This window comes from Primorskyibacter sp. S187A (assembly GCF_049800955.1).
Classification (GTDB): Bacteria; Pseudomonadota; Alphaproteobacteria; order Rhodobacterales; family Rhodobacteraceae; genus JAKVBH01.
In genome coordinates this window covers 126,931-149,717 of record NZ_JBNAGA010000002.1, presented here as the reverse complement: position 1 = coordinate 149,717, position 22,787 = coordinate 126,931, and the positions used below count along the sequence as shown (strand labels likewise).

20 protein-coding genes are annotated in these 22,787 nt (G+C 61.9%); 14 read left to right on the top strand and 6 right to left on the bottom strand.

Annotated elements, in window-relative coordinates:
• Positions 1 to 82: 82 nt before the first annotated feature.
• Together rlmN and ACP15S_RS11705 are read right to left on the bottom strand one after the other, a co-directional pair.
• A complete protein-coding gene (gene rlmN / locus ACP15S_RS11710; protein ID WP_425039822.1) occupies positions 83 to 1,255 on the bottom strand; it encodes a 23S rRNA (adenine(2503)-C(2))-methyltransferase RlmN in 1,173 nt (390 codons plus the stop codon).
• A gap of 204 nt (positions 1,256 to 1,459) precedes the next feature.
• Positions 1,460 to 1,987 (bottom strand): invasion associated locus B family protein, encoded by a 528-nt coding sequence (locus ACP15S_RS11705; protein WP_425039821.1) that lies wholly within the window; start codon positions 1,985 to 1,987, stop codon positions 1,460 to 1,462.
• Positions 1,988 to 2,155: 168 nt separating this feature from the next.
• Here ACP15S_RS11705 and ACP15S_RS11700 point away from each other — a divergent pair, with 168 nt between their 5' ends.
• Genes ACP15S_RS11700 through ACP15S_RS11685 form a run of 4 tightly spaced genes read left to right on the top strand, consistent with a single transcriptional unit; the run spans position 2,156 to position 5,575 of the window.
• On the top strand, positions 2,156 to 3,160 hold the full coding sequence (locus ACP15S_RS11700) for an asparaginase (protein WP_425039820.1): 1,005 nt from the start codon (positions 2,156 to 2,158) through the stop codon (positions 3,158 to 3,160).
• A complete protein-coding gene (locus tag ACP15S_RS11695) occupies positions 3,157 to 3,777 on the top strand; it encodes an HAD family hydrolase (RefSeq protein WP_425039819.1) in 621 nt (206 codons plus the stop codon). Before ACP15S_RS11700 ends, ACP15S_RS11695 begins: the two co-directional genes overlap by 4 nt.
• Positions 3,774 to 4,676, top strand: coding sequence for an ornithine cyclodeaminase family protein (locus tag ACP15S_RS11690; RefSeq protein ID WP_425039818.1), 903 nt, complete (start codon positions 3,774 to 3,776; stop codon positions 4,674 to 4,676). The genes ACP15S_RS11695 and ACP15S_RS11690 overlap by 4 nt, the downstream gene beginning before the upstream one ends.
• A complete protein-coding gene (locus ACP15S_RS11685; protein WP_425039817.1) occupies positions 4,667 to 5,575 on the top strand; it encodes an alpha/beta hydrolase in 909 nt (302 codons plus the stop codon). Before ACP15S_RS11690 ends, ACP15S_RS11685 begins: the two co-directional genes overlap by 10 nt.
• Positions 5,576 to 5,591: 16 nt before the next feature.
• Here the strand turns inward: ACP15S_RS11685 and ACP15S_RS11680 are convergent, their stop codons facing one another.
• Entirely contained in the window at positions 5,592 to 6,827 is a 1,236-nt protein-coding gene (locus ACP15S_RS11680) for an MFS transporter (protein WP_425039816.1), read from the bottom strand.
• 118 nt (positions 6,828 to 6,945) lie between these two features.
• On the opposite strand from ACP15S_RS11680, the gene zapE reads away from it, so the two are divergent.
• Positions 6,946 to 8,007, top strand: coding sequence for a cell division protein ZapE (zapE, locus tag ACP15S_RS11675; protein WP_425039815.1), 1,062 nt, complete (start codon positions 6,946 to 6,948; stop codon positions 8,005 to 8,007).
• Here the strand turns inward: zapE and ACP15S_RS11670 are convergent.
• Positions 8,004 to 8,561, bottom strand: a complete 558-nt coding sequence (locus tag ACP15S_RS11670; protein WP_425039814.1) for a VPLPA-CTERM sorting domain-containing protein — start codon at positions 8,559 to 8,561, stop codon at positions 8,004 to 8,006. The genes zapE and ACP15S_RS11670 overlap by 4 nt on opposite strands.
• Before the next feature lie 282 nt (positions 8,562 to 8,843).
• Positions 8,844 to 10,103 (bottom strand): FAD-dependent monooxygenase, encoded by a 1,260-nt coding sequence (locus ACP15S_RS11665; protein ID WP_425039813.1) that lies wholly within the window; start codon positions 10,101 to 10,103, stop codon positions 8,844 to 8,846.
• Positions 10,104 to 10,149: 46 nt separating this feature from the next.
• On the opposite strand from ACP15S_RS11665, the gene ACP15S_RS11660 reads away from it, so the two are divergent.
• The 3 genes from ACP15S_RS11660 to ACP15S_RS11650 all read left to right on the top strand — a co-directional run bounded on the left by ACP15S_RS11660 (position 10,150) and on the right by ACP15S_RS11650 (position 15,913).
• Entirely contained in the window at positions 10,150 to 11,469 is a 1,320-nt protein-coding gene (locus ACP15S_RS11660) for an amidase (protein WP_425040886.1), read from the top strand.
• 222 nt (positions 11,470 to 11,691) lie between these two features.
• On the top strand, positions 11,692 to 12,891 hold the full coding sequence (locus ACP15S_RS11655) for an aminotransferase class I/II-fold pyridoxal phosphate-dependent enzyme (protein ID WP_425039812.1): 1,200 nt from the start codon (positions 11,692 to 11,694) through the stop codon (positions 12,889 to 12,891).
• Positions 12,892 to 12,898: 7 nt separating this feature from the next.
• Positions 12,899 to 15,913, top strand: coding sequence for a DNA translocase FtsK (locus ACP15S_RS11650; RefSeq protein ID WP_425040885.1), 3,015 nt, complete (start codon positions 12,899 to 12,901; stop codon positions 15,911 to 15,913).
• Between the two features lie 3 nt (positions 15,914 to 15,916).
• Here ACP15S_RS11650 and ACP15S_RS11645 read toward each other — a convergent pair whose 3' ends face one another.
• Positions 15,917 to 16,486 (bottom strand): hypothetical protein, encoded by a 570-nt coding sequence (locus ACP15S_RS11645; RefSeq protein WP_425039811.1) that lies wholly within the window; start codon positions 16,484 to 16,486, stop codon positions 15,917 to 15,919.
• A gap of 189 nt (positions 16,487 to 16,675) precedes the next feature.
• Here ACP15S_RS11645 and ACP15S_RS11640 point away from each other — a divergent pair, with 189 nt between their 5' ends.
• The 6 genes from ACP15S_RS11640 (at position 16,676) to pheT (ending at position 22,731) form a co-directional block, all read left to right on the top strand.
• Complete coding sequence (locus ACP15S_RS11640) at positions 16,676 to 17,491, top strand: ABC transporter substrate-binding protein (protein WP_425039810.1); 816 nt, start codon at positions 16,676 to 16,678, stop codon at positions 17,489 to 17,491.
• Positions 17,492 to 17,494: 3 nt separating this feature from the next.
• The gene (locus ACP15S_RS11635; protein WP_425039809.1) at positions 17,495 to 18,328 is read left to right on the top strand and encodes an amino acid ABC transporter permease; all 834 of its coding nucleotides are present in this window, start codon (positions 17,495 to 17,497) and stop codon (positions 18,326 to 18,328) included.
• Complete coding sequence (locus ACP15S_RS11630; protein ID WP_425039808.1) at positions 18,328 to 19,059, top strand: amino acid ABC transporter ATP-binding protein; 732 nt, start codon at positions 18,328 to 18,330, stop codon at positions 19,057 to 19,059. The genes ACP15S_RS11635 and ACP15S_RS11630 overlap by 1 nt, the downstream gene beginning before the upstream one ends.
• A gap of 105 nt (positions 19,060 to 19,164) precedes the next feature.
• Complete coding sequence (locus ACP15S_RS11625; protein ID WP_425039807.1) at positions 19,165 to 19,662, top strand: hypothetical protein; 498 nt, start codon at positions 19,165 to 19,167, stop codon at positions 19,660 to 19,662.
• A complete protein-coding gene (locus tag ACP15S_RS11620; protein WP_425039806.1) occupies positions 19,610 to 20,233 on the top strand; it encodes a hypothetical protein in 624 nt (207 codons plus the stop codon). Before ACP15S_RS11625 ends, ACP15S_RS11620 begins: the two co-directional genes overlap by 53 nt.
• Positions 20,234 to 20,331: 98 nt before the next feature.
• A complete protein-coding gene (pheT, locus tag ACP15S_RS11615) occupies positions 20,332 to 22,731 on the top strand; it encodes a phenylalanine--tRNA ligase subunit beta (RefSeq protein ID WP_425039805.1) in 2,400 nt (799 codons plus the stop codon).
• The last annotated feature ends 56 nt before the right edge of the window (positions 22,732 to 22,787 follow it).

Below are 22,787 nucleotides of genomic sequence, written 5' to 3'. Positions count from 1 at the left end.
AGATGACATCTGTCGCGACTATGCCGCCGCGCTGGCGAAATCATTCGCCCATCGTTCCGGCTAGAGGTATCTGCTTCGGGCCTCACCCCGCCCGCGTCTCCGCTTCAATCTGCTTGCGGCTCTTGCGCGCACGCTCGGTCGCGGATTTCAACTGGCCACAGGCCGCCATGATGTCCTCGCCGCGCGGTGTGCGGATCGGAGAGGCGTAGCCCGCCTTGTGGATAATATCGGCGAAGCTCTGGATCCGGTCCCAATCCGAGCGCTCATACGGCGCGCCGGGCCATTCGTTGAAGGGGATCAGGTTGATCTTGGCGGGAATGCCCTGAATGAGTTTGACGAGCCGCCGCGCGTCAGCATCGCTGTCGTTCACATCCTTGAGCATCACATATTCAAAGGTGATCCGCTCCGAATTGCTGAGCCGGGGGTAAGCGCGCAGCGCGTCGAGCAGCTCGGCGATGTTCCACTTCTTGTTGATCGGCACGAGTTTGTCGCGCACCTCATCGGTTGTCGCATGGAACGAAACCGCCAGCAGGCAACCGATCTCCTCGGCGGTCTTGGCAATCTCGGGCACGACGCCCGAGGTCGAGAGCGTGATCCGGCGCCGTGAGAGTTGAATGCCCTCGGCATCCATCGCAATCTGCATCGCGTCGCGCACGCCCTCGAAATTGTAGAGCGGCTCGCCCATCCCCATCAGCACGATGTTCGACAACAGCCGCGTCTCATCCTTGGGCGCGCCGCGTTCGGGCCATTCGCCCAGATCGTCGCGCGCGACCATGACCTGCCCGATGATCTCACCCGCCGTCAGATTGCGGACAAGCTTTTGTGTGCCCGTGTGGCAGAACGAACAGGTCAGCGTACAGCCCACCTGACTGGAAATACACAAGGTGCCCCGGTTCTCCTCGGGGATATAGACAACCTCAACTTCATGGCCGCCTGCGATCCGCACAAGGTACTTCCGCGTGCCATCCGCCGACACCTGTTTGGAGACCACCTCAGGCACCTCGATCACGAAAGTTTCAGCCAACTCTGCGCGGTAGGCTTTGGAGAGATTGGTCATCTCCGCGAAATCACGCACGCCCCATTGATAAATCCATTGCCAAATCTGGCCCACCCGCATCTTCGCCTGCTTTTCAGGCGTGCCTGCGTTGATCAGCGTCTCACGGAGCTGGGCCCGTGTCAGCCCGACGAGGTTGATAGGGCCCTCAGGCAATTTGCGGGGGATCGTCAAAACGTCCTGCGTAATTGGCGCGCTCATAATCTCAGCCTCTGCGATGGATGCCGCCCAATATAGGATTCGCTGTGCAATTCAAAAGAAAATCGGCCATGAAAGTCCAAGGCCGTGTCTTCATCTTGCCAATAAACTCCGGGGGTTTGGGGGCTGGCCCCCAAATATACCTGCGTTTGGGGGCTGGCTCCCAAATATACGTGCGATTGGGGGCTGCCCCCCAATCCTGCCGGATTAATTCGAACAGCGTTTGTCCGCGTCCTCAGATGCCGCAGTAAAGCCCAGGAGCGAGAAGGTGTCCTTGGTCTGCGTGCCCCGGGAGGACCGTGCGGTCAACGTGGCTTCTGCGCCGGCTTTCATCGCCGCGACAATACGGGCATCATCCGCAGGCGTTGCAGGCCAGGCCCATTCCCCATCGGTATAGAGCTCAAAATTGTTGCCGCTGATCTCAAGGCTGACGGTAGAGCCGCTGGCGAACGGATATCCGCCCGTGAAGCTGACTTGCCCTTTTACGTTGGCACTGGGCCGGTAGAAGACAAACAAAAGAATATCGCCCCGGCGCACCGCCACGACGCGCCCATCGCGCGTATTGACCGTCTCTTTGGGGCGCGACACGGCCCAGCATTCTGTCGGATTGTCTTCGACAAAAACGCTCCAATCCGTATTCGTGGATACGCGATTGGTGCTTTCTTCCTGCGCGATGGCGGCGCTTGCCGCCAACGTGCCCGCTGCAATCCATGCCGCAGCAAAACGAAAATTCATTTTGTCCAGCCTCCAAGCTGTCCTGGCCTCAATTCAGACACTGCTACCCTCTCGACGGGGTTCTTTGCCAGCGCCCATTTTCTTCTCGACGAAAGCACATTAGCCTGAAACGCGCGATGGGCGAAAGGCCCAAGTGGCAAAAAACCGCCCAATATCAAGAGGTGAGACATGTGCAACCCATCCCCCGACGCGCCTCATGCGAAGGCCCAGCCTCTGGTGGATATATGGCGGGGAGGCCGCTTGGAAAGCCAACACCTCGGACATGTCGCGATCTGCGATGCCAAGGGCCTGGTCGCCAGCTGGGGCGATCCCAAGGCTTTGGTCTATCCGCGCTCGTCTGCCAAGATGATCCAGGCCCTGCCTCTGCTGACCTCCGGGGTCGGGCAAACCTTGCCCAAACATCGTCTGGCGCTGGCTTGCGCGTCGCATCAGGGTGGCGCGATCCATACCGATGAAGTCACCATGTGGCTAGGCGAACTGGGCCTCTCCCCGGATGATCTGCGCTGTGGCCCACAAGCCCCATGGGACCGCGATGCCAAGTTCGCCATGATCCGCGCCCACGGCACACCAGGGCAGGAGCACAACAATTGTTCTGGCAAGCACACGGGCTTTTTGATGCTGGCGCAGCATCTGGGCGGTGAATTGGAATATCTCGAGATCGATCATCCCGTGCAAAAGGCCGTGCTGGAGGCGTTTGAGGAGGTCACGCAGGAGACCTCGCCGGGCTATGGCATCGACGGCTGTTCCGCCCCTAATCACGCGGCCAGCATGGAGGGCATGGCCCGGGCCATGGCATGGTTTGCTGCCGCTGGCACGCGGTCGGATGTGATGAGCCGCGCCGCGGCGCAGCTTGTTGAGGCGATGCACACCCATCCAGACTATGTGGCGGGCGAACGCCGGGCCTGCACCAACCTGATGCGCGCAATGGACGGCGTTGCCATCAAGACCGGGGCGGAGGGCTATTTCGTGGCCATCCTGCCCAAACAGGGGCTTGGTGTCGCCCTCAAGATTGCTGATGGTGCGACCCGCGCTGCCGAGGCTGCCATCGCCCATGTGCTGGTGTCGCTCGGCGTGCTCGACGCTGCAGCACAGGATTACATCAACGCTCCGATCAAAAACTCGCGCGGCATAGAAACCGGCGCGACCCGCCCCGCAGAAGGATTTGCCCCATGAGTGTTGACGCAGTTGTCTTTGATATTGGCTGGATTTTCATCGAGTGGCGGCCAGAGGCGGTCTTTGACGAGCTGATCGGCGAGGACCGCCGACGCGCGCTCTTTGACGCCGTGCCCATGCTGGAGGTCAATGATGCAATTGATCTTGGCGCGCCCTTCCGCCAGAGCTTCGCGGAGCTCGCCGCAAAACATCCCGAATACGCCCGCGAGATCATGCTCTGGCCCGAGCATTGGCACCAGATGGTCACCCCACGCATCGACCGCTCCGTGCGGCTCCTGCATGCGCTGAAAGCCAAGCGCGTACCGGTCTTTGCGCTGTCGAACTTCGGGGATGAAACCTTCGATATCGCCCAGAAGATGTATCCTTTCTTTGCCGATTTTGACCGCCGCTACGTCTCGGGGCGTCTCAAGGTCATGAAGCCTGATCCGGCTATCTACGAGATTGTCGAGAAGGACAGCGGTGTCGCGCCTGCGCGCCTGCTCTTCACCGATGACAAGCCCGAGAATATCGACGCCGCCGCCGCGCGCGGCTGGCAGGTGCATCTCTTTAAGGGGCCGGATGGCTTTGCCGAAAGGCTCATCTCCGAGGGCCTTCTCACCGAGGAGGAAGCGCAATGACGCCTCCTTTCATCACCCGCGAGGCCGAGACCAAGCTCGATTGGCTGGCGCTGACGGAAGCCCTGAAGGCGGGTCACAAACGCCCCCGCGCCGAGATTGGAGACACGTTCCTCTATCGCGGCGACGATACGATCCTGAGCCGCGCGGCCTGGATCGATGGGCTGGGCGCGCTGGTCAAGACCGCGACGATCCACCCGGGCAATGCGCGCTTTGATCTGCCCACTGTCAACGGCGCGGTGAGCCTGTTTGACAATGAGACGGGCCAGCTCTCCGCCATGGTCGATTTTCACCTCGTGACCAAGTGGAAAACCGCTGGGGATTCCCTGCTGGGGGCGCTCAGCCTGGCGCGCCCTGACAGCCGCAGGATCCTCGTTCTGGGGGCAGGGACCGTGGCCCGCGCTCTGATCGAGGCCTACAGCGCAGGCTTTCCCGGCGCGGAATTCACCATCTGGAATCGCACGGCCTCCAAGGCAGAGGCGCTGGCGGCCGAGATGGGCGCTCAGGTGGCGGGCGATCTGGAGGAGGCCGTGCGCGGGGCCGACATCATCACCTCCGCCACGATGACGATAGAGCCGATCCTCAAGGGCGATTGGCTGCAACCGGGCCAGCATGTGGACCTCATCGGCGCCTACCGCCCCGATATGCGCGAGGTGGACGATACCGCCCTGCGCCGTGCGCGCATCTTCGTCGATAGCCGCGAGACGACCATCGGCCATATCGGCGAGATCGAGATCCCGCTACAGGCCGGCACCATCACGCGAAACGATCTGCTTGCGAGCTTCTATGAGCCCGACGCGATGCGCCGCGAGAGCGCCGATGAGATCACGCTGTTTAAAAACGGGGGCGGCGCGCATCTCGACCTGATGGTCGCGCGCTATGTGCTGGACGCATGTTCGTAGCGCTTGGCCTAATCGCGCTGGTGGCGGTTGCACCCTTCGCGGTGGAGCTCTTCCGGCTGGATGTCGCAGGCAGGCGTGCGGGGCTGCCGGGGCGTCTGCTGCCGCTCTCGCGCGGTCTGACCTATGTGCGGGAGTTTGGGCCCGAGGACGGCGCGCCCTATCTGTTGGTCCATGGGCTCACCACGCCCTCTTTTGTTTTTGACGCCATCGTGCCTGCGCTGGTCGCGCGCGGGCACCGTGTCATCACCTATGACCATTTCGGGCGCGGGTATTCCGACCGTCCGCGCGGATTGCAGGATGGCCGCTTCTATAGCAGCCACATCAACGAGCTGCGTGCGGCGCTGGGGATCAAGGGCAAGATCCCCATGCTGGGCTATTCCATGGGCGGTGCCATCGTCACGGATTACGCCGCCCGTCATCCCGATCAGGTCTCGGAGCTGGTGTTGCTCGCGCCGGGCGGGATGCGTGCCGATCTGGGCGGGCTGACGCGACAGGTGATGCAGGTGCCGCTGCTGGGCGACTGGATGATGCACGCCTTTTACCCCCGCGCCCACCGCGCGGGCACCGAGGCCGAACGGTCGCTTGAGCTGCAGGTCGATGCCATCATCGACCGGCAACAGGATGAGCTGAACTACCGGGGCTTTGTTCCGGCGGTCCTCTCTTCCGTGCGGGGCATCATGGCCAGCCCTCTGCGCAAAGAGCACAGCAAGATTGCCGCAATGGACCTGCCCGTGACGGCAATCTGGGGCGCGCGCGATGAGGTGATCCCATTGTCCTGCAAGGACATGCTGAGCGAATGGAACAGCGCGGTTGCCCATGTCGTAATCGCGGATGCGGGCCACGGGTTGGCCTATACGCATGCAGAGGCGGTGATCGCCGCGATCCCTGAGCGCGGATAGCACCTCTAGCGCCGGGTCACGCCGCCGCTGGTGCCGCGCTACGGTTCTCGCGAATAGGCAAATGCACAATGGCCGAGAAGGCCCCCACCGCCACACCAACCCACCAAACGGCTGTGTAGTCACCTGTCACGTCATAGAGCCGCCCGCCGAGCCAGACGCCCAGAAACGAGCCCAGTTGGTGCGAGAAGAAGACCACCCCATAAAGCGTACCCATGTAGCGCACCCCGTAGAGATGCGCGACGAGGCCCGCCGTCAGCGGAACCGTTGCCAGCCAGAGCGCGCCCATGGCGGCCGAGAACAGGATCACCGTCTCCGGCGTGATCGGGAAGAGAATGAACGCCGCGCCGATGATTGTCCGAGCAAAGTAAATGCCTGATAGCAGGTATTTCTTCGAATACCGCTTGCCCGCCCATCCTGCGGCCAAAGTGCCCGCAATGTTGAAGAGACCAATGAGCGAGATCGCGATGGCGCCTAATGCGCTTGTCGTCGTGATCCCCAGCGAATGCAGCGTGCCGCCGGGGCTGATCGGGCCACAGAATTCCGTCACCATGGCCGGGAAATGGGCGGTGACGAAGGAGAGCTGATAGCCACAAGCGAAAAAGCCCAGAAAGATCATGGTGTAAGAGGGATCCCGAAAGGCCCGTTTCAGGATGGTGCCCATGCTTTCTTGCAGCTCGGCCTTGCTCACCGCAGGCGCACGCATCGCGGGCAAAAGCGCCAGCGTCGCCAGGATTGCTATTGCAAACACCACAAAGACCATCTGCCAGGGCATCATCGTCAGCAGCCATTCCGCGACGGGCGGCCCGATGACCTGACCGCCAGAGCCCGCCGCCGTGACAATCGCAAGGCTCATGGAGCGGTTTTCATCCGAACTGGCGCGCCCCACAACCGCGAGGATCACGCCAAAGCCGGTGCCCGCAATCCCGAAACCAACAAGAATTTCGAGCATCTGATGCGCGCCCGGGGTCGTGGCGACGGAAGAAAACAGCAGCCCCAGCGCATAGATGATGGCCCCGATGACAATCGCTTTGCGATCTCCGATCTTCTCGGCCAGTGCGCCAAAGACCGGCTGGCCAAACCCCCAGGCGAGGTTCTGGATGGCGATGGCCAGCGAAAATTCTGATCGCAACCAGCCAAACTCATCGGCAATGGGGATCTGAAATACGCCGAAACTGGCCCGGATCGAGAAATTCACGATGATGATGGCACAGCCGACGAGCAGAACGGGTGTGACGATTGAGGTCTTTGTCATGCAGGCGCTCCTTGAGGCCTCACATGTCCCATGGCCGCCGGAAAGGTCAAATGCGAAATTGTGATGCGTCGCATAAGCCCATCTTGACTGCGCGCGCGCGTCGGGCCATGGCGGAGCCATGACACGAGTGATCGAGATCTACGCAGACAGGGTCGCCAGCGGTGCCTTGAAGCCGGACCCGGTTCAGGAAGCTGTGCTGCCGGAGTTTTCGCGCCTTGCGAATGCCCTGCAAACTCCGGTGAAACGGGGGCTCTTCCGCAAGAAAGCCGAGGCGCCCAAGGGTATTTATCTCTGGGGCGGTGTCGGGCGTGGCAAGTCCATGTTGATGGACCTTTTCGTGGAGGCCGTGGGCGAGGGGGTCCGGCGCGTGCATTTTCATGCCTTCATGCAGGAGGTGCACAAAGGTTTGCATGCGGCGCGCGCGCGGGGCGTCGAGGATGCGCTTGTGCCCGTTGCCAAAGAGGTCAGTGAGGGTATCCGCTGTCTCGCGTTTGACGAAATGCAGATCACCGACATCACCGATGCCATGGTTGTTGGGCGTTTGTTCGAGATGCTGTTTGACGCGGGCGTCACAGTTGTCACGACATCGAATCGCGTGCTGGATGATCTCTACAAGGATGGGCTGAACCGTCAGCTCTTCCTGCCGTTCATTGACTTCATCAAAGAGCATATGACGGTCTGGGAGCTGGCGTCTGACACGGATTACAGGCAGGATCGTCTGTCCGGTGAACAGGTCTATTTTGCGCCCGCAGACGCTGCCGCGCGCGCCGCGATTGGCACGATCTGGGCAGATTTCGGGGGTGCCACGGCGCGCCCGCTTGTGCTCACGGTCAACAAGCGCGAGGTTGAGATACCTGCCTTTGTCAATGGCGTCGCGCGGGCGAGTTTTTATGACCTTTGCGGCAAAGCCCTCGGCCCCGCAGATTACCTGGCTCTGGCGGAAGCCGCGCGGGTGCTCATCCTTGAAGACATCCCTCAGCTCAGCTCCGAGAATTTCAACGCCGCCAAGCGCTTTGTGACACTGGTGGATGCGCTCTACGAGGCGCAGGTCAAGGTCATCGCCACAGCGGCAGCGCAGCCTGAAATGCTGTATCTCGAAGGTGTGGGTGCGTTCGAATTTGAGCGCACGGCATCACGCCTGCGGGAGATGCAGGATGCAAATTGGGGGCGTGACGCCTAAGCTTGACGGCGCCGCGCAGCCCATCCCAGAGCACCGAGACCCGCCATCAAAGCCAGAACAGACGCAGGCAGCGGCACCGGGGCGGTCGTGGGCCCGCCGCGTACGAATTGGAACGCACCGGAGGAGCTGCCCAGACTGAGGCCACCATCCATAGTGTCTTCGTCAAAGGAGCTTGCGCCTGTTGTGCCGTCCCATGAGGCCGTGAAGGTGGTTCGCAAGTCGCCAAACCGCTCGGACCACATCTCGAACGCGCCAGTTGTCAGATCATAGGTCATGCTTTTGCGGTAGTTCGGAGTGATGCTCCAAGCGCCGCCCGAGTAGATACCTGTCGCAAAGAAGTAAGAAATTTCGGAGACGCAGTCGTTTTTGCCTTCGTTGCAATCGGTCATCGTCAGAATGCCATCGTCATTCAGATCGCGCCCTTTCCACGAGATGGTTATGGGCCCGGGGCCAACCGTGACTTCGCGAAAGCGCGGCTCGAACGTCTCGGGGTCATATTCGAGAACCTGATCGACGCGGGTCGCACCTTCCTGGCGTACCTCAATGTCGTGCAAGATTGTGCTGGCGTGCGCCGTCTGGGCAAAAGCGGCCGTGCACAAAGCGAATGTGAAAGGGATAAATCCGGAACGAAAGACGTTGGAACGCTGGACCATAATACTCACGCTGCGATGTCTCGTTAATAATTTGTTAACTTGAGTTAATGCGGCCCACGAAGTGAGTCAACTTACAGCCGGGTGTCAGCGTAAACAGACAGCCGTTACGCCCCGCGTGGAGAGCGGTCGTCACAAGGTCGAAGTGACTTGGAAAAGCGCTTGTGTGCTGAGCGCCACCGCCCGCTAGAGCGGTTGGCCTTTGAGCAATTTCGGCACGTCGCCGGTCAATCCGGCGGCTTCCCGAATGAAGCTGCGTCGGAAGGCAGGCACGGCATTCACAACGCCCAGGCCCAGATCGCGTATACCGCGCAGCACGGGATTATCGTTGGAAAACAGCTTGTTGAACGTATCCGTCGCCATGGCCAGCGTCGCCACATCAAAGCCGCGCCATTGCGCGTAACGCTCAAGCACCAGTGGCGCGGCGATGTCTTCACCGCGTTTGCGCGCGTCCGACAGCACTTCGATCAAGGCGCCGATATCGCGAAATCCCGCGTTCAGCCCCTGACCCGCGATGGGATGCACCCCATGGGCCGCATCGCCGACGAGGGCCAGACGTTCCGCGATAAAGCGCTGCGCGACCGTCAGGTTGAGCGGGTAGGTATATCGTGCGCCGCCCAAGGCGATCTCGCCCAGAAAATCGCCAAAACGTGGGCGCAGCACCGTCAGGTAATCCTCATCGGACAGCGCTTGAATAGCGGCCGCATTTGCATGGGTTTCGGACCACACGATTGAGGAGCGATTGCCTGTGAGCGGCAGGATGGCCAGCGGTCCGGGCGGCATGAAGAATTGATGCGCAATACCGTGATGGGGCCGCTCATGGGCGATGGCGCAGACCAAAGCGGTCTGTCCGTAGTCCCATCCCGTGCGCCGGATGCCCGCGCGCTCGGCGGTCCCGCTCTGCCGTCCGTCACACCCGATCAGCAGGCGTCCGCGCAGCGTCTTGCCGGAGGCAAGGGTGACCTCTACGCCCAGGTGATCCGTCGACTGCGCCACGACCCTGTCCTGAACGCGTGAGATGGCCGGGTCGGCCCGCGTGGCGGCCAGAAGCGCTGCGCGCAGGTGACGATCCTCGACCATGAACCCCATGGGGCCTTCCTCGATCTCGGCATGGTCAAAATGCATGAAGAAAGGCGCAGGGCCTTCGCCTGCGCGCCCATCGGTGACCTTGATCTCAAGCATCGGTTGGGCTTGCGCCTCCAGACCGTCCCAAAGCCCCAGCGCCTCAAGGAGCTTTTGCGAGGCGAGCGCCAAGGCATAGGAGCGTCCGTCAAAGCCGGGCGCGTCCTGTGTTTCGGGGGGCAGGGCGTCGATAATGGTCGAGCTCAGCCCCACTTGTGCGGCGGCCAGAGCAAGCGTCGGACCATTGAGCCCGCCGCCGACGATGAGGAGATCGCTGTCAAAGTTCATACTTCTGGATATGGCGGGTCGAGCGGGATTGTCCATGCGCTTCGCTGACGCTACCGTCAAAAGCCTGACGAGGGAGATCGACATGCAGGATTGGCTCACAAAAACAGCAGCAGAACAGGGCCGTGCCATTGGCCGCGGTGAGCTGGATCCGCAAGCGTTAACAGATGCTTACCTTGAGAAAGCCCGTCCCCGCGGGGACATCTATGCGCGCCTGACCGAGGCCCGCGCCCGGCGCGAAGCCGAAGCCGCCGCACGGCGCGCGCGTGAAAATCGCAGGGTTGGGCCGCTTGACGGTGTGCCGATCTCCTGGAAAGACCTTTTCGATACGGCCGGAGACGCGACAGAAGCCGGCAGCAAGCTGCTTGAAGGCCGGGTGCCGGAGCGGGATGCGGAGGTGCTGCGCGCCGCGACCGCTCAAGGCCTTGTCTGTTTGGGCAAGACCCATATGAGCGAATTGGCGTTCTCCGGGCTGGGCCTCAACCCGATGACGGGCACGCCGCCCAACATCAATGATGACGGCGCGGTTCCGGGCGGGTCCTCCTCGGGGGCTGCCGCGTCGGTGGCCTTTGGCACGGCGTCTGCAGGGATCGGTTCGGACACGGGTGGCTCCGTGCGTATCCCGTCGGCCTGGAACGATCTCGTGGGCCTCAAAACAACCTCCGGCGCACTCAGCCTTGAAGGCGTGGTGCCGCTCTGCGCGCAGTTTGACACGGTGGGCCCGCTTGCGCGCTCCGTCGAGGATGCCGCGCTTTTGCACGCGGCCATGGGCGGGGGCGCTGCGCCGGATCTCAAGGGGGTATCGCTCAAGGGAGTCCATTTCGCCGTTCTCGACACCATCGTGCAAGACGATATCGAAGAGCGCCCCGCAGCCGCGTTTGCCGAAGCGCTGGCCCGACTGCAGGACGCAGGTGCGCAGATCACGGAGATCGACGTGCCTGAGCTTGCAGCGCCCATGGCCCTGTCAGGCATTCTCTTTACATCCGAGGCCTATGGAACCTGGGGCAAAGAGATTGAGGCAAATCCCGACAAGATGTTCCCCGAAATCCTGAACCGCTTCCGCGCGGGCAAGGATCAAAACGCAGCGGACTATGTGGCCGCATGGCAAACGGTAGATCAAGCTCGCGCTGCATGGGCGGACGCCGTGGCGCCCTTCCACGCGGTTCTAACGCCGACGGCGGCGATCGTTCCCCCCAACAAGGCGCGGCTGCAAACGGACAGCGACTATTACGTGCGCTCCAACCTGTTGGCCCTGCGCAACACCCGGGTGGGCAACTTGATGGGGCTGTGCGCCCTGTCGCTGCCGACAAGCGAGCGGTCTTGCGGCTTGCAGGTTCTGGGGCGGGCGCGGGGCGAAGCGGCGCTGTTGCGTTTGGGGGCAGCGGTGGAGCAGGCGCTGGCCTGATTTCTGGCCTGATTGCTGGCCTGTTTTCGAGCGCGAGACTTGGCCTGACACACATCCTGTGCTGGCGGGAACGCGGCCAGCCGCAATCGCTTGAGTCACGGCGCGGCGCAAAAGCCACAAAAGCCTGAGCCGACGCGCCTTTTTCTGGACGGCGCGCAATGCCCTAGCTATCTTGCCTGTCAAACGGGACGCTAATGATCCCGAACCCATGAGGCAGTTTTGATGTTCCCCGAGCGGTTTTCGAACCTACCGGCTTATGCGTTCCCGCGTCTGCGCGCTCTTTTGGACGTGCATGATCCCGCGCCTGCCTATGCAGATGACATCGTCAACATGACCATTGGCGAGCCGCGCCATCCTTTCCCGGAGAGCGTTGCGCAGGTGTTGGCCGCCGAGGTTGCGGGCTTTGCCAAATATCCCCCCAATGACGGCACGCCGGAGTTGAGATCTGCCATCGCTGATTGGGTGGCGCGGCGCTACGGCGTGACGCTGGACGCTGACCGTCAGATCATGGCGCTCAACGGGACGCGCGAAGGGCTCTACAATGTCACGATGGCGCTGTGCCCGGAGTTGAAGAACGGTCAGCATCCGGTGATCCTGATGCCCAATCCGTTCTATCAGGTCTATATGATCGCCACGATGTCGGTGAATGCCGAGCCGGTCTTTGTACCTGCGACGCAGGCCTCGGGCCATCTGCCGGACTACCTGTCGCTCTCGCCGGAGCTTTTGGACCGTGTGGCCATGGCCTACATCTGTTCGCCCGCGAACCCGCAGGGGGCTGTGGCTGATGAGGCCTATTGGGCGGCGTTGATTGCCTTGGCGGAAAAGCACGATTTCAAAATTCTTGCGGATGAATGCTATTCCGAGATCTACCGGGACACGCCGCCTGCGGGCGCGCTGGAAGTCGCGACAAAGCTCGGCGCGGATCCAGAGCGGGTCGTGATTTTTCATTCGCTTTCCAAACGCTCGAACCTGCCGGGGCTCCGGTCGGGCTTCGTGGCCGGAGGGCCCGAGAGCATCGCGCGCATCAAACAATTACGCGCCTATGCCGGAACGCCCTTGCCGCTGCCGATCCAGCGCGTCTCGGAAGCTGTTTGGGCGGATGAGGCCCATGTCGAAGACAATCGTGCGCTTTATCGCGAGAAATACGCCCTGGCCGATGAGATATTCGCGAGCTACCCGGGCTATCAGAGCCCGCAAGCCGGCTTCTTTCTGTGGTTGCCTGTCGAAGACGGGGAACAGGCCGCGCTGTGGGCCTGGCAAGAGGCCGCCGTGCGCGTCCTGCCTGGGGATTACCTGTCGCGCAGCGTATCGGGCGAGAGCCCGGGCAAATCCTATATCCGGGTGGCTCTGGTCGCCCCAAAAGAAGAGTGCGCGCGTGGCCTGACCCGCTTGCGTGATGTGCTTCAAAAGTATGAGAGGTAAGAGCAAAATGGCTTATCCCGCCCGAGGACGTGACCCGCTTTTGGACAGTGATACCGCTGCGGCGGTTGAGAAAAGAGGCCGTGAGCTTTTTGGTATCGTTCTGGTGCTTCTGGGGCTGGCCATCGGAGCGATGGTTCTGTCCTACGCCGCCGAAGATCCCAGCTGGATGAGCGCAACCGATGCGCCTGTTCAGAACTGGATGGGTCGGCTGGGTGCTGCGATTGCCGCGCCGGTCATGATGATCGTGGGATATGCCTCCTGGGGCTTTGCTGCCGTGGCGCTGGTCTGGGGTTTGCGCTTTGCGCTGCATCAGGGAAGCGAGCGCATTGTCGGGCGTATCGTCTTTGCGCCGATCGTGATTGCGCTGGCTGCGATTTATGCCGCGACGCTTGTGCCCGGTGCAGGGTGGTCCCACAGCTTTGGTCTGGGTGGTCTCTTCGGGGATACGGTGTTGGGCGCGTTGCTCACGGGCTTGCCTGTTGGTGCGGCGCTGACGACAAAACTCGCGTCGTTCCTGATGGCTGTTCTCGTGCTGGTCACAGGTGTATTCGTGCTGGGCTTTACCATGCCTGAGCTGCGTCGGATCGGGCGCTTCCTGATGGTCGGGCTGATCCTGGCCTATGCGACATTGATGAATGTTCTGGGCCGGAGTGCGACGGGCGCGGTCTCAACGGCGCGCGCCTTGCAGGCGAAACAGGTCCAACGGCGTGAAGCCCGCGCGCAGGAACGCGCAGAGGCCGCGACATGGGAGGCCAATCAGCTTGCCGCCGAGGCCGCAGCCCAAAAGGCCGCTCCGATTGCACCTGCGGCGCCTCAGGCGGATGCGGGATTTGTCGCCGAGCCTGCACCACAGGCCAAGCCGTCGATCCTGTCAATGGTGCCATCGCTCATCCGTCGGCCTGAACAGGCGATGCCTGAGCCGGAGCTTGTGGAGCAGCCGACATTCGCAGGCGATGCAGATATGCCGAGCGATGATCGCATCCGCGCCAAGATCGCAGGCGCCATCAAGGATCGTGTGCGCCGCGCGCCGGTGCCCGGTCAGCAAAATGCCAAGATTGAGACAGTCGCACCTTTGACGAAAGGGCGGGGCCGTGGTCCACAGCCGCTGGTCCTGGACACAAGCCAACCCGTTAGCCAATCCGTGGGCCTGCCCCCGGAACCGCCGCTGTCTGCGGGCGCGGCCCTGCCGCCCGAGCCGCCTCTGACTGCACCCATGACTGCGCCCCTGACAGCATCTGTGCCTGTTATGGATGTGCCGGTTGAGGCTGCCGTGGCACCAGCGGCAGAAGTGGACGTGGATCATCAGGTGCACGATGCGGTCTGGGACGCACCGTCCATGGACGTACCCGCAGCAGATGCCGCGGCTGTTCCACCCGCCGCGCCGATGGAGGCACGCGTCACGACACCTGCGCCCAAGAAGGTCGTCCAACAGCCGACACGCAAGCCCGTGCAGCCTTCAAGCCGGGCCAAGGCGGAGGCGCAGCCGTCCTTCTCCTTTGACGATACCAAGGCCGACTACGATTTGCCGCCGCTGGCGCTTTTGTCTGATCCCGCCACGGTCGAACGTCATCACCTGTCTGATGAGGCGCTCGAGGAAAATGCGCGCATGCTCGAAAGTGTGCTCGATGACTACGGGGTAAAAGGTGAGATTGTCTCGGTGCGTCCGGGTCCGGTTGTGACGATGTATGAGCTGGAGCCTGCGCCGGGCCTCAAGGCGTCGCGCGTGATTGGTCTCTCTGATGACATTGCGCGCTCCATGTCCGCACTCTCTGCCCGGGTTTCGACCGTGCCGGGCCGGTCGGTCATCGGGATCGAACTGCCCAATGACAAGCGCGAGATGGTGAGCTTCCGCGAAATCCTTTCGACGCGCGATTATGGCGATGGCAACCAGAAACTGCCCCTCGCGCTGGGCAAGGATATTGGTGGCGATCCGGTTGTGGCCAACCTCGCCAAGATGCCTCACCTGCTGATTGCCGGGACGACCGGCTCGGGTAAATCCGTGGCGATCAACACGATGATCCTGTCGCTGCTCTACAAGCTCACGCCCGAGGATCTGCGTATGGTGATGATTGATCCCAAGATGCTGGAACTCAGCGTCTATGACGGGATTCCGCATCTCCTTTCCCCCGTTGTGACGGACCCCAAGAAAGCCGTGGTCGCGCTCAAATGGGTCGTGGGTGAGATGGAGGAACGCTATCGCAAGATGTCCAAGATGGGCGTGCGCAACATTGATGGCTACAATTCCCGCGTCGCTGATGCGCTGGCCAAGCAGGAGATGTTCTCGCGCACCGTGCAGACGGGGTTTGACGATGAGACCGGCGAGCCCGTCTTTGAGACCGAGGAATTCGCGCCCGAAAAGATGCCTTACATCGTCGTGATCGTCGATGAGATGGCGGACCTCATGATGGTCGCGGGCAAGGAGATCGAGGCCTGTATCCAGCGTCTGGCGCAGATGGCGCGGGCCTCCGGAATCCACCTGATCATGGCCACGCAAAGACCGTCCGTCGATGTCATCACAGGCACGATCAAGGCCAACTTCCCCACGCGGATTTCCTTCCAGGTGACCTCCAAGATCGACAGCCGCACGATCCTTGGTGAAATGGGCGCCGAGCAGCTTCTGGGCATGGGCGACATGCTCTACATGGCCGGTGGCGCCAAGATCACGCGGTGCCATGGGCCTTTTGTCTCTGACGAGGAAGTCGAGGAAATCGTGAACCATCTCAAGGCCTTCGGTCCGCCCGAATATGTCGGCGGTGTGGTCGAAGGGCCCGATGAGGACAAGGAAAGCGATATCGATCTTGTCCTTGGTCTGGGCGGCAACACGGATGGCGAAGATGCGCTCTATGATCAGGCGGTGGCCATCGTCATCCGGGATCGAAAGTGCTCGACGTCTTATATCCAGCGCAAGCTGGCCATTGGCTACAACAAGGCCGCGCGGCTTGTGGAGCAGATGGAAGATCAAGGCGTCGTGTCCGCGGCCAACCATGTGGGCAAGCGTGAAATCCTCGTCCCGGAGCAGTAGAGCCTAGATTGCGCCCGGCGCGCTGAGTTCGAAGTCTTCCACGACGAATGACATGCAGCGGCGCGTCATCTCGCGGGGCAGGGCGACCTGCTGGTCCCGGATCTCGGCATAGTCCAGATCGGTGATGCAGCGGCCCGTGAGCGTCACCTGATGCCATTTGCCGGTGTCACGCATGGAGCCCTGGGGCAGCGCGCGCAGGCGTTCGGCGATCTGGGGCGTGTCGGCAAAGAGCATCTTGTGCTGTGCATGGCGGCGATAAAACGGCGCGGGGCAGGGCTTGCCCGGGCCGTATTTTTCTACGAAGGCATCGCGCGCTTTGGGCGTGAAATAAGACACCGCCTGCAGCACACCGCTTTCGCGCGCGCCATGAGGCGGGGAGGCCAGCGTCATGGTGATCGAGATCTCCCGCCGCGCGCCGAGGCTGTATTCAAAACGCGATTGCGCCCCGCGCACGACCATCTGCGTCTCTGAGGCTTCAGTCTCCAACGGCCCCTTATCGCGCGGCTCAGGCAGGCTCACATAGACAAAGACGAGCCCGGCGAAGAGGGCGGCATAGCTCAGCAATGTGTTCATGAGGCTCCTCCGGGTCGCGTGCGGGAAGTCTGATGGGCGCATTTGGCTCCCGCGCGGCACCTCTGGGGCGATTTTGTGCAAACCGGGCGGATGGCTTGAGCTGGGGGAGCTTCTAGGCTGGACAGTGCGCGCCCGCGCTCCATAATGTCGCGCGACATCAGGGATGACATCAAAGGAGCCAAGAGGCCCATGATCAAGACAACCACAGTAACCGCACTCGCCTTTGCCTTCAGCGCCACAACCGCCCTTGCAGGCGGCCACCTGTGCTATGAGGGCAAGACGCTCGAAGAGGGCAAGCTCACCATCGCCACGGGCAATCCGGCCTACTACCCCTGGGTGATGGATGATGCGCCCGAGAGCGGCAAAGGGTTTGAAGCGGCTGTGGCCTATGCGGTGGCTGCCGAGATGGGGATCGAGGCGGAGAATGTCGTCTGGGTCCGCTCCAGCTTTGACGAGGCGATCCAGCCGGGGCCGAAGAATTTCGACGTCAACATGCAGCAATATTCCATCACGCCCGAGCGTGATCAGGTGGTTGATTTCTCCGAGGCCTATTACGCGGCACCGATGGCCGTTCTGTTGGCGCCCGGCGTTGAGACAGAGGCTACGTTGGAGGCTCTACGCGAGTTGAAATGGGGCGCCGTGGGCACGACGACGGCTGTGCCGAAGCTGACCGAGACGATCCAACCGACGCAGGATCTCCTGCTCTACGGTGACAATGCCGATATCAACGCCGCCATGAGCGCCCGCCAGATTGATGCAGCACTTTTTGACCTGCCGACGGCGCTGTTCCTGAGTGCCGTCATGATCGAAGGCGCCAGCGTTGTGGGTCAGTTCCCGGCAGATCGCGAGGAGAACCCCGACGAGTTCGGCATGCTGATGGAAGAGGGCAACCCGCTCAAGGAATGCATCGACGCGGCTCTCACGAGCCTCAAGGACAGCGGGCAACTGGCCGCGATTGAGGCGGAATGGCTGCAAAGCGCCACGGGCGTGCCGCTGATCAAGTAAGCCATGAGCGCGCGCAATTCGGCGGGGCGGACCCGCCGACAAGCCTATGAGGATGCACAGCGCAGGCGTTCCCTGCGTGTGGCCGCGGCCAGTACGGTCGCGGTCTTTGCGGCGCTCTTTGTCCTGATCCCCATGGCGCCGGGATGGGAGAAGGTACAAAAAAGCTTCTTCAATGGCGAGGTGCTGGCCAAGAGCTTCCCAAAGCTGCTTGAGGCCTTCACGATCAACGTGATGATCTTTGCATGGTGCGCGCCTGCGATTGCCATTCTGGGCCTGCTCATCGCGCTGACGCGGGATGTGCGCGCGCCCGCACTCTTTCCGCTGCGCATCTTTGGCGCGGCCTATACGGATGTCTTTCGCGGCGTGCCAGTGATCCTGACGGTCTATCTCATTGGCTTCGGCATCCCCGGCCTTGGCCTGCCGCGCCCTTGGAATTCGCCCTACATCTGGGGCTCGCTGGCGCTGATCCTGACCTATTCGGCCTATGTGGCGGAGATTTTCCGCTCAGGGATAGACAGCGTGCACCAGAGCCAGCGCGCAGCGGCGCAATCGCTGGGGCTCTCGGAGCGTGAGACGATGCGCCATGTGGTCCTGCCGCAAGCGATCCGCCGCGTGGTGCCCGCGCAGATGAATATGCTGATCGCGCTGCAAAAGGATGTCTCGCTGCTCTCCTTCATCGGCCCGGTGGAGATCTTTCGGCAGGCGGGCGTCTTCAAATCCCTGCTGGCCAATTTCACGCCCTATGTCGGCGCCGCGCTGATCTTCCTCGCGGTGACAATTCCCGCGACGCGCTACGCGGATTACCTCATGGCCAAGCAAAACCGGGAGCGCAGCTGATGGCCAAGTTGCGCCTGCGCGGGGTCGTCAAAGAGTTTGGCGCGAACGTCGTCTGCAACGGGATTGATCTGGATGTCGAGGAAGGCCAAATGGTCTGCCTCATCGGTGCGTCAGGGGCGGGAAAGTCCACGCTTCTGCGCTGCATCAACCTGCTGGAGCCCATTGAAGACGGTGAGATCTTCCTCGATGGGGAGGATATCTCCGTGCCCGGGTTTGATCCCCAGCCGATCCGCCAGCGTATCGGCATGGTCTTTCAGAGCTACAACCTCTTCCCGCATATGACGGCGGAGGAAAACGTGATGCTGGCCCCACGCCTGCGCCGGGGCGAAACGCGCGAGGCCCTGCGCCCGGAGGTCACGGCGCTTTTTGAGCGGTTCGGTCTGGCCGATCGGATGACGCATTACCCGGATCAACTGTCAGGCGGGCAGCAACAGCGCGTGGCCATCGTGCGCGCTCTGGCGATGAAGCCTGAGGTCATGCTTTTTGACGAGATCACCTCCGCGCTTGATCCCCAACTTGTGGGCGAGGTGCTGGACGTATTGCGGCTGGTCAAGGCCGAGGGCATGACGATGGTGCTGGCCACCCATGAGATGGGTTTTGCCCGTGAAGCCGCCGACAAGGTTTGCTTTCTCAAAGACGGCCAGATCATCGAGGAAGGCCCGCCGGAGGCGCTCTTTGATGCGCCGCAACAGCCACAGACCCGTGACTTCCTCGCGCGCGCTTTGAAATGAGATGACAGGGGCACACAACCCCAGCATGATCAAAAAACTATACGCACCACTTTGGCCCTGCTAGGCTCTCCCCATTGAACGAACTCTTTTGTTGTGAGGATTGCGATGCCTGTCCCCAAAATGATCCGCGCCCGGACCTGTCATCTCGTGCCCTCCCTGGGCCTTGTGTTGAGCCTGACCCAGGCGCAGGCCCAAAACACACCGGATCCCATTGCTGTGATTGCCCAGCTGACAGATGTGGTGTGCGTGGATGTGCAGGATACAGGAAGCCGCTCGGAAAGCTTCATTCGGGCGGATGCAGAGGTCAAATTGTCCAACGTGCTCAAAAAGCTCATCGGTGCGGGTGCGTCGGCGGAATATGTCGACAAACAGGTCGATCACGTGAATGCGCTGCGCGATGGCGATCTCGCATCGCAAATTCAATCGGTGCAGGATTGCCGTCTTACGGTGTTCAGCCATTACAGCCCGCTGGTGCAGGAATGGATGAAGCAGGGCATGATGGTGGGCGCCGAGAAAGCGGGTGGCAGTGTGACGGTCACAGGCGATTGCGGTGGCACAGTGGTGGGATCAGATGGCGCATCCGTTTCAGTTACTTGCAACTAGAGCGGGCCTCACCGCGCTCGCCTTGATGGCCTTCGGCACGGGTCTTTGGGCGCAATCGCCCAAGCCGGAGGTCAATGTGCAGGGCAATTGCAATGCGACTGTGTCTGGTGGCTCGTCCAATGTCATCAATGTCTATTGCGGCGCCCCCGGGGAACAGGAAAAAACGCCCGAAAAAGCCAGCAAAACGCTGATTATCCACTCCGGCGTTCCAGCCATTTCCCTGTGGCAGCCCAATGGCTTTGGCGGCTTCATGCCGTTTCAATTCTACCCCAACATGGTGAATTTTCAGGCGAGCCAGTTTCGCGTGGAAATTGGCGATGACGTCTTTCGCAATGATTTCGTCGATCAGTTCGAATTTGGCACAGTCAAGGTTGCGGAGGCCCAGCAGCCGTTTTCCATGAAGCTGGAGTTTCAGTATTTCAACGCATTCACGGCATCCGCCAATTGCGCGGGTTTTCTGAATGTGCAGACCAATGCCGTTCTCAATCCGCGGATCAACGTCGTCGTCGATGCCGCGAGCGGACAGATATACGCGACCAATTGCTGGTTTGATGTGAGCCGTGCGCAATAGCGGCAGCGGCCCGCGTGTTGCAGCGCCCATGTGGCCCTTTCCCTTGCAGGCCCGGTGAGATAAACCGCGCAAAACCTCGATTGCCGGAGCGCCCGCCGATGAAATTCACGCTGTCCTGGCTCAAGCACCACCTTGAGACCACCGCCACGCTGGACGAGATCCTCTACGCCCTCACAGACCTCGGTCTGGAGGTGGAGGAGGTCACAAATCCTGGTGACCGTCTCAAGGATTTTACCATCGGCAAGGTGCTGAAGGCTGAGAAGCATCCCGATGCCGACAAGCTGCGCGTTTGTCAGGTGGCCACCGACGAGGGCGAGACGCAGATCATCTGTGGTGCGCCCAATGCGCGCGAGGGGATCACCGTCGTCATCGCCAAACCCGGCGTCTATGTGCCCGGCATCGACACGACCATCGGCGTCGGCAAGATCCGTGGGATCGAGAGCTATGGCATGATGTGTTCCGAGCGCGAGATGGAGCTGTCGGAAGAGCATGACGGCATCATCGAGCTGCCCTCCGGCGAGGTGGGCGAGCGGTTTGTCGATTGGTTGGCGGCCAATGACCCCGCCAAGGTCGATCCGGTGATTGATATTGCCATTACGCCAAACCGGCCAGATGCGCTGGGCGTGCAGGGCATCGCCCGAGACCTTGCCGCGCGCGGTCTGGGCACGCTGATCGCCCGCGATCTGGAGGCGCCGATTGAGGCGGCCTTCCCGTGCCCCATCTCGGTGACAATTGATGAAGACACACGCGATGGATGCCCGCTTTTTGCAGGCCGGGTGATCCGTGGCGTCAAAAACGGGCCGTCGCCCGCTTGGTTGCAGGACCTGCTGCGCGCCATCGGCCTGCGCCCGATCAACTTCCTCGTCGATGTGACGAATTTCTTCACCTACGATCGCAACCGGCCCCTGCACGTCTTCGACATGGCGAAGGTCAAAGGCAATCTGCGGGTGCATCGCGCCGCCGGTGGCGAGCAGATTTTGGCTTTGGATGGCAAGGACTATGCCTTTCTTGAAGGCCAGATGATCATCTCTGATGACGCCGGGCCCGAAAGCATTGCGGGCATCATGGGCGGCGAGGAGACAGGCTGCTCCGAGGAGACGGTTGATGTATTCGTCGAGAGCGCGTTCTGGGATCCGATCCAGATTGCCTACACAGGCCGCGCGCTCAAGATCAATTCCGACGCGCGGTATCGGTTCGAGCGGGGCGTTGATCCGGCCTTCACGCCCGTGGGGCTCGATCACGCAGTGCGGATGATTCTGGATCACGCAGGCGGCGAGGCCTCTGAGATGGTCATGGCGGGCGCAGTGCCTGATCATGCCCGGGCCTATAAGCTCGATGCCGCCCGGTTGTCGTCGCTCGTGGGCATGGACATTCCCGAGAGTGAACAACGCCAGATCCTGACGTCACTTGGCTTCGTCATGGATGGCGACATGGCGCATGTCCCGACATGGCGACCCGATGTGCAGGGTCAGGCCGATCTGGTGGAAGAGGTGGCCCGCGTGGCCTCGCTCACCAAGCTGGAGGCCAAACCCTTGCCGCGTTTGTCCGCAGGCATTCCCCGCCCCGTTCTCTCGCCGCAGCAAAAGCGCGAGGGCGCGGCGCGGCGCACGATGGCGGCTCTGGGTTACAACGAATGTGTGACCTACAGCTTCATCGATGAAGCGGCGGCCAAGCTCTTTGGCGGCGGTGATGACACGACACGTCTCGCCAATCCGATCAGCTCCGAGATGAGCCATATGCGCCCCGCGCTCCTGCCGGGCCTCCTGCAAGCGGCGGCTCGCAATCAGGCACGCGGCTTCATGGATCTGGCGCTGTTTGAGCTGGGTCACGCCTTCCACGGTGGCGAGCCCGAAGAACAGCATCTACTGGCCAGCGGACTTCTTGTGGGTCGGACTGGCGCCAAGGACACCCACGGAGCCAGCCGCCCTGTCGATCTCTACGACGTCAAAGCTGATGCCGAAGCCGTACTCGCCGCCATGGGCGCGCCTGCCAAGGTCCAGATCCGGCGCGGCGCGGCGGGCTGGTGGCACCCGGGGCGGCACGGCATGATCTGTCTGGGTCCGAAGAAAGTGCTGGGCGTCTTTGGTGAGTTGCATCCGCGCGTGCTTGAGGCGCTGGACGTGAAAGGGCCCGCGATGGCCTTCACGCTCTGGCCGGGGGAAATTCCTTTGCCCAAATCTGTCAAAACGACACGTGGCGCGTTGGAGCTCAACGATCTGCAGGCCGTCGAGCGTGATTTCGCCTTCGTAGTGGATGCAGATGTCGCGGCGCTTGATCTGGTCAATGCGGCCGCTGGTGCCGACAAGGCGCTCATCGAAGAGGTGCGCGTCTTTGACGAGTTCATCGGCGGCAGTCTTGGCGAGGGCAAAAAGAGCCTTGCCATCACGGTTCGACTGCAGCCCACGGACAAGACGCTGACGGATGAGGATATTGAGGCCGTTGCGGCCAAGGTGCTTGAGAAAGTCTCCAAGGCCACTGGCGGGACGCTGCGGGGCTAGGCGCTCGCCTCACTTGCCTCTTGCCCTAAATGTTCCGAGGTCCGGGGCAGCGCCCC

Excerpts from the sequence above, each read along its gene's own strand:
- ACP15S_RS11645 (WP_425039811.1), bottom strand. The coding sequence starts at position 16,486 with ATGAACACATTGCTGAGCTATGCCGCCCTCTTCGCCGGGCTCGTCTTT.
- ACP15S_RS11695 (WP_425039819.1), top strand. The coding sequence starts at position 3,157 with ATGAGTGTTGACGCAGTTGTCTTTGATATTGGCTGGATTTTCATCGAG.
- ACP15S_RS11665 (WP_425039813.1), bottom strand. The coding sequence starts at position 10,103 with ATGGACAATCCCGCTCGACCCGCCATATCCAGAAGTATGAACTTTGAC.
- ACP15S_RS11685 (WP_425039817.1), top strand. The coding sequence starts at position 4,667 with ATGTTCGTAGCGCTTGGCCTAATCGCGCTGGTGGCGGTTGCACCCTTC.
- ACP15S_RS11650 (WP_425040885.1), top strand. The coding sequence starts at position 12,899 with ATGGCTTATCCCGCCCGAGGACGTGACCCGCTTTTGGACAGTGATACC.
- ACP15S_RS11700 (WP_425039820.1), top strand. The coding sequence starts at position 2,156 with ATGTGCAACCCATCCCCCGACGCGCCTCATGCGAAGGCCCAGCCTCTG.
- pheT (WP_425039805.1), top strand. The coding sequence starts at position 20,332 with ATGAAATTCACGCTGTCCTGGCTCAAGCACCACCTTGAGACCACCGCC.
- ACP15S_RS11625 (WP_425039807.1), top strand. The coding sequence starts at position 19,165 with ATGCCTGTCCCCAAAATGATCCGCGCCCGGACCTGTCATCTCGTGCCC.
- ACP15S_RS11705 (WP_425039821.1), bottom strand. The coding sequence starts at position 1,987 with ATGAATTTTCGTTTTGCTGCGGCATGGATTGCAGCGGGCACGTTGGCG.
- ACP15S_RS11680 (WP_425039816.1), bottom strand. The coding sequence starts at position 6,827 with ATGACAAAGACCTCAATCGTCACACCCGTTCTGCTCGTCGGCTGTGCC.
- ACP15S_RS11630 (WP_425039808.1), top strand. The coding sequence starts at position 18,328 with ATGGCCAAGTTGCGCCTGCGCGGGGTCGTCAAAGAGTTTGGCGCGAAC.
- ACP15S_RS11655 (WP_425039812.1), top strand. The coding sequence starts at position 11,692 with ATGTTCCCCGAGCGGTTTTCGAACCTACCGGCTTATGCGTTCCCGCGT.
- rlmN (WP_425039822.1), bottom strand. The coding sequence starts at position 1,255 with ATGAGCGCGCCAATTACGCAGGACGTTTTGACGATCCCCCGCAAATTG.
- ACP15S_RS11690 (WP_425039818.1), top strand. The coding sequence starts at position 3,774 with ATGACGCCTCCTTTCATCACCCGCGAGGCCGAGACCAAGCTCGATTGG.
- ACP15S_RS11660 (WP_425040886.1), top strand. The coding sequence starts at position 10,150 with ATGCAGGATTGGCTCACAAAAACAGCAGCAGAACAGGGCCGTGCCATT.
- ACP15S_RS11635 (WP_425039809.1), top strand. The coding sequence starts at position 17,495 with ATGAGCGCGCGCAATTCGGCGGGGCGGACCCGCCGACAAGCCTATGAG.
- zapE (WP_425039815.1), top strand. The coding sequence starts at position 6,946 with ATGACACGAGTGATCGAGATCTACGCAGACAGGGTCGCCAGCGGTGCC.
- ACP15S_RS11640 (WP_425039810.1), top strand. The coding sequence starts at position 16,676 with ATGATCAAGACAACCACAGTAACCGCACTCGCCTTTGCCTTCAGCGCC.